This window comes from Thioalkalivibrio versutus, from assembly GCF_001999325.1.
Lineage (GTDB): Bacteria > Pseudomonadota > Gammaproteobacteria > Ectothiorhodospirales > Ectothiorhodospiraceae > Thioalkalivibrio > Thioalkalivibrio versutus.
Map to the genome: position 1 here is coordinate 1 of NZ_MVAR01000028.1, position 4,493 is coordinate 4,493.

4 protein-coding genes are annotated in these 4,493 nt (G+C 69.2%); 2 read left to right on the forward strand and 2 right to left on the reverse strand.

The features are described 5' to 3' along the window. A partial coding sequence (locus B0684_RS10605; RefSeq protein ID WP_143592461.1) for a magnesium transporter occupies positions 1-822 on the reverse strand: 822 nt, incomplete at its 3' end. Positions 823-832: 10 nt separating this feature from the next. Next, positions 833-2,191 (reverse strand): magnesium transporter, encoded by a 1,359-nt coding sequence (gene mgtE, locus B0684_RS10610; protein ID WP_018145399.1) that lies wholly within the window; start codon positions 2,189-2,191, stop codon positions 833-835. A 406-nt stretch (positions 2,192-2,597) separates the two neighbouring features. Here mgtE and B0684_RS10615 point away from each other — a divergent pair, with 406 nt between their 5' ends. Both B0684_RS10615 and B0684_RS10620 read left to right on the forward strand, forming a co-directional pair. Then, on the forward strand, positions 2,598-3,314 hold the full coding sequence (locus B0684_RS10615; RefSeq protein ID WP_018649985.1) for an ABC transporter ATP-binding protein: 717 nt from the start codon (positions 2,598-2,600) through the stop codon (positions 3,312-3,314). After that, the coding region (locus tag B0684_RS10620) for an FtsX-like permease family protein (protein ID WP_143592462.1) at positions 3,311-4,493 on the forward strand (1,183 nt) is incomplete at its 3' end. The genes B0684_RS10615 and B0684_RS10620, both read left to right, overlap by 4 nt.

Genomic DNA, 4,493 nt, shown 5'->3' on the forward strand with positions numbered 1-4,493 from the left:
ACCACCGAGGACTTCCACCGCGGCCATGCGGTGGAAGTCCTCGGTGGTCTCGGCGCGCAGTACGTCCATCACGTCGTCGACGGTGATGATGCCGAGCAGGTGGCCGTTGTCGTCGACCACCGGGAGGACGTCGAGATCGTAGTGGCTGATGCGGTGGGCGGCCTCTTCGCGGTCTTCCTCCGCACTGATGCTGACGACATCGGTGTTCATGCGCTCGCGCACGCTGGTGGTGGGGCGCGACAGCAGCAGCCCCTTCAGGCGCACCCAGCCGAGCAGTTCGCCGGTGGGCGTGACCACGAAGATGGTGTTGATGGTCTCGGCCAGGTCGCTCTGTTCGCGCAGGTGATCCATGGCCTCGGCCACCGACCAGTCGGGCTGGACCGTGGCGAACTCGGGCGTCATCAGGCGCCCGGCGCTCTCCTCCGGGTAGCCGAGCAGGGTCTCTAGCGCTTCCTGGTCTTCGTCCGGGAGGGTCTCGAGCAGGGATTCGGCCTGTTCGTCCTCCAGCCCGTCGATCACCGAGACCGCGTCGTCGTAGGACAGCGCCGCGACCAGGCGGCTGGCGTGCTCGTCGTCCAGCGCCTGAAACACGCGGGACTGATGATCCGATTCCAGGTGGGCGTAGATATCCGCCGTGCACTCGACATCCAGGCGCTGGAAGAAGGCCTCCATCTGTTGGGCCGGCAGGGCCTCCAGGGCGTCGGAGAGATCCGGCGCCGCGTGCTCGGCGCACAGGCTCTGCAGCGCCTCCGCGGTGGGCGCGGTCAGCGCGGTCTGCAGGGCCTGCGGCAGGGTGTCGAGATCCGGTTCCGTGGGGCTCATCCGGGAGGTCCTATGGGATTGCCAGGCCGAGCAGGGCCGTGGCCAGCGTGAAGTAGATGAGGATACCGCCGATGTCGGCGAGCGAGGTGACCAGCGGTACGCTGGCGGTCGCCGGATCGAGGCGGAACTTGTTCAGGACCACCGGCAGCAGCATGCCGAGGATGCTGGCCACGGTAACGATGATGGTCATCGACAGCGCGACCAGCAGCGCGATCTCCGGCCCGCCGCGCCAAAGCCCGACCAGCGATACCGCCACACCCATGCTGAGTCCGAGGGTCAGGGACACGCCCATTTCCTTCGCCCACAGCCGGAGCCAGTCGCGCGCGGTGACCTCGCCGGTGGCCATGGCGCGCACCATCAGCGTGGAACTTTGCGCGCCGGCGTTACCGCCGGAGGCGATCAGCAGCGGCAGGAAGAACACCAGCACCACCACCGCCTCGATGATGTCCTCGTACTGCGAGATCATCAGCGCGCCGATGGTGTTGAAGGCGACCAGACCGAGGAGCCAGCCGATGCGCTTGCGATAGAGCAGGAACGGGCTGGCCTCCTGCGGGGACAGCGGCAGGGTGCCCACCGAGCCCAGCTTGTGGAAGTCCTCGGTGGACTCGGCCTCGATCAGGTCCATCACGTCGTCGACCGTGACCACGCCCAGCAGCTCGCCGATCTCGCCGACCACCGGCAGGCTCTCCAGGTCGTAGTGCTGGATGCGGCGGGCGGCCTCCACCGCGTGTTCGGAGACCGCGATGGTGATCGGGTCGGCTTCGCCCAGCAGTTCGCGCACCGGGCTTTCGGCGCTGGCGCGCAGGAAGTGGCGGATGGGTATGGCGGCCAGCAGTACGCGGTCCTGATCGACCACGAAGATCACGTTGTTGGAGTGTTCGTCCGCGTTGCGGCGGATGAAGGCCAGGGCGCGCTTGAGCGTCCAGTCGGGATCGACCGCGACGACATCCGGCGACATCACGCGGCCGACCGAGTCCTCCGGGTAGTTGAGCTGCTTGAGTGCGCGGCGAATCGCTCGAAACGGCAGCAGCCGCAGGTAGCCGCGCAGGGTGTCCGGGTCCAGGGTCTGCAGCAGGGCGGTGAGATCGTCCGCCTCCATCTCGGAGAGGATGAAGCGGGCGTCCTCGCGCGGCGAGGCCTCCAGCAGGCGGATCTGGTGCCCGGTGTCGAGGTAGGCAAAGACGTCCGCCTTGCGCCCGGGGGGCAGCAGGTTGAAGACGGCGATGAGGTCTTCCTCGCCCAGCTCCATCAGCGCGTGGGCGATGTCCTGCACGCGCATGTAGTCGAGCAGTTCGTGGAGCCCGTCGCGGTCGTCCAGACGCAACAGCTCCTTCAGCTCGATGATGGACTGCTCGAGGTGAAGCTCCATGCCCTTCTCCCGGCGGCATCGGGGCAGCGCGCGGACTGTGCACGGGCACAGGCCATCGCGGCGCCGCACGAATGCGGTGAATGGTGCAGGTTCGGGTCGGGCGGGGCCCGGCCGTTCCCGGCTCTTTGATCAAAGAGGCCTGACGGGAAGCGACCGGTTAGGGAACGGACGCTTGCCGCTAGGCGCAGATAGATCGGCTGCGTGATCGGCTGCTTGATCGGCGTGTCAAGGCGCGTTCCCGTGTGTGGAGATGGCGCTTATTCTAACGGATGCCGGGCCTCAATCAACCGCTTGTGTGGCATTTTGAAACATTCATCTACTCTTCATGGTCATGTGGAGTCGGGGCCGGGTGTCTCCCGGGACGGCCCGACACCCCGGCTGGAACGGACAACAAAAGGCGGATCGTATGGCTGAGTTATCAGCGTTTTCGGGGCCGGTCCTGCGGCTGATCGGCGCGGCGTTTGCCTACCCCGGCGAGGGCGAGGTGCTGCACGGCGTGGACTTCGAGCTGGCCCCCGGCGAGTGCGTGGCGATCGTGGGCGAGAGCGGGAGTGGCAAGTCCACCCTGCTGCATCTGGCGGCCGGGTTGGAGGCGGCGGATCGCGGCGAGGTGCATCTGGCGGGCGAGGCGCTCGCGGGGCTGGACGAGGCGGCGCGTACGCGGCTGCGGCGGGTCCGCGTGGGGATCGTGTTCCAGTCGTTCCATCTGATTCCGACGCTGACGGTGCTGGAGAACGTGATGCTGCCGCTGGAGCTGGCAACGGGGGACGCTGCGGCCGCCCGCCGCGAGCGCGCCGGACGCCAGCTGACGGCAGTGGGGCTGGGGGACAAGGGTGACCGGTATCCGGAGGCGCTGTCGGGTGGCGAGCAGCAGCGGGTCGCGATCGCGCGGGCGCTGGTGCACGAGCCGGCGCTGATCCTCGCCGACGAGCCGACCGGCAACCTCGACTCGCGCACTGGCGAGACGATATTCGGGCTGCTGCTGGAGCAAGTACGGGCGACCGGGTGTTCCTTGTTGCTGGTGACCCACAGCAATGAACTGGCGGGGCGACTGGATCGGGTGCTGACGATGTGCGACGGGGTCCTTCAGCCTTCGGAATCGGTGGAGGGGTTGCCGGCGTGAGCGCTCTCGTTCTGCGTGCGTGGCTGCGCGACTGGCGTCGGCGGCCGCTGCAGCGGGTGCTGACGCTGGTCGGTGTGATCATCGGCGTGGCGGTGGTGCTGGCGGTGGATCTGGCGAACCAGTCCGCCCAGCGGGCCTTCGACCGTTCGATGGACGAGGTGGCCGGGGCCGCTACGCATCAGGTGCTGGGGCCTGCGAGCGGCTTCGACGAGGCCTTGTACCGCGACCTGCGCATGGCCGGGTGGCGGGATACGGCCCCGATCGTGGAGGGCCCGGCGCGACTGGCGGACGGGACGACGATCTACGTGCTGGGCGTCGATCCGCTGGCCGAGGGGCCGTTTCGCGGGGCGGCCTCGGATATCGGCGATGCCCCGGTGCAGCGCCTGGTGACCGAGCCGGGGACGATCCTGCCGCCTGCGGGCTGGTTCCGGGCGAGCGGGGAGGCGCATGGGGCTCGATTGGCGCTGGAGGCGGCCGGGGGCGAGCGCGAGGTCACGCTGATCGACCGTGCCGCCGAACGGGACGAGGACCCGAGTGATGCTGGGGGGGATGGCGCGTCTGATGATGCGGGCGCCGCGCTCTGGGTGACGGATATCGCCACGGCGCAGGTATTGCTCGACCGGCTGGGGCGGGTGGACCGGATCGACGTGCGGCTGGCCGATCACGAGGTCGAGGCCCTGGCCGACGTATTGCCCGCGGAACTGGAGCTGGTGGCGGTCGAGAGCCGGGGCCAGGCCGCGCGCCAGCTGGCGCAGGCGTTCCGCATCAACCTCACCGCGATGAGCCTGCTGGCGCTGTTGATCGCGGCGTTTCTGATCTACAACACGCAGACCTTTGCGGTACTGCGCCGGCGCGAGGTGATTGCCAGCCTGCGTCTGGTCGGAGTCGGGCGCCGGGCGATCTTCGGGGTGGTGCTGCTGGAGGCCCTGCTGGTCGGTGTGATCGGCACGCTGCTGGGTGCGCTGCTGGGGGTGGCCCTGGCGCAGGTGCTGGTCGCGCAGGTCGCGCAGACGGTGACGGACCACTTCTTCGCGGTGGCGGTGACCGGGGTCACGCCGCGGCCATTGGCGCTGGCCGCGGTGCTCCTGCTGGGCGTGGGGCTGTCGCTGGCGGCCGCACTGGCCCCGGCCTGGGAGGCGGCGCGGGTGGCCAGCCCGGCCGGCACCGGGCGCGGAGGGC

Excerpts from the sequence above, each read along its gene's own strand:
- mgtE (WP_018145399.1), bottom strand. The coding sequence starts at position 2,191 with ATGGAGCTTCACCTCGAGCAGTCCATCATCGAGCTGAAGGAGCTGTTG.
- B0684_RS10615 (WP_018649985.1), top strand. The coding sequence starts at position 2,598 with ATGGCTGAGTTATCAGCGTTTTCGGGGCCGGTCCTGCGGCTGATCGGC.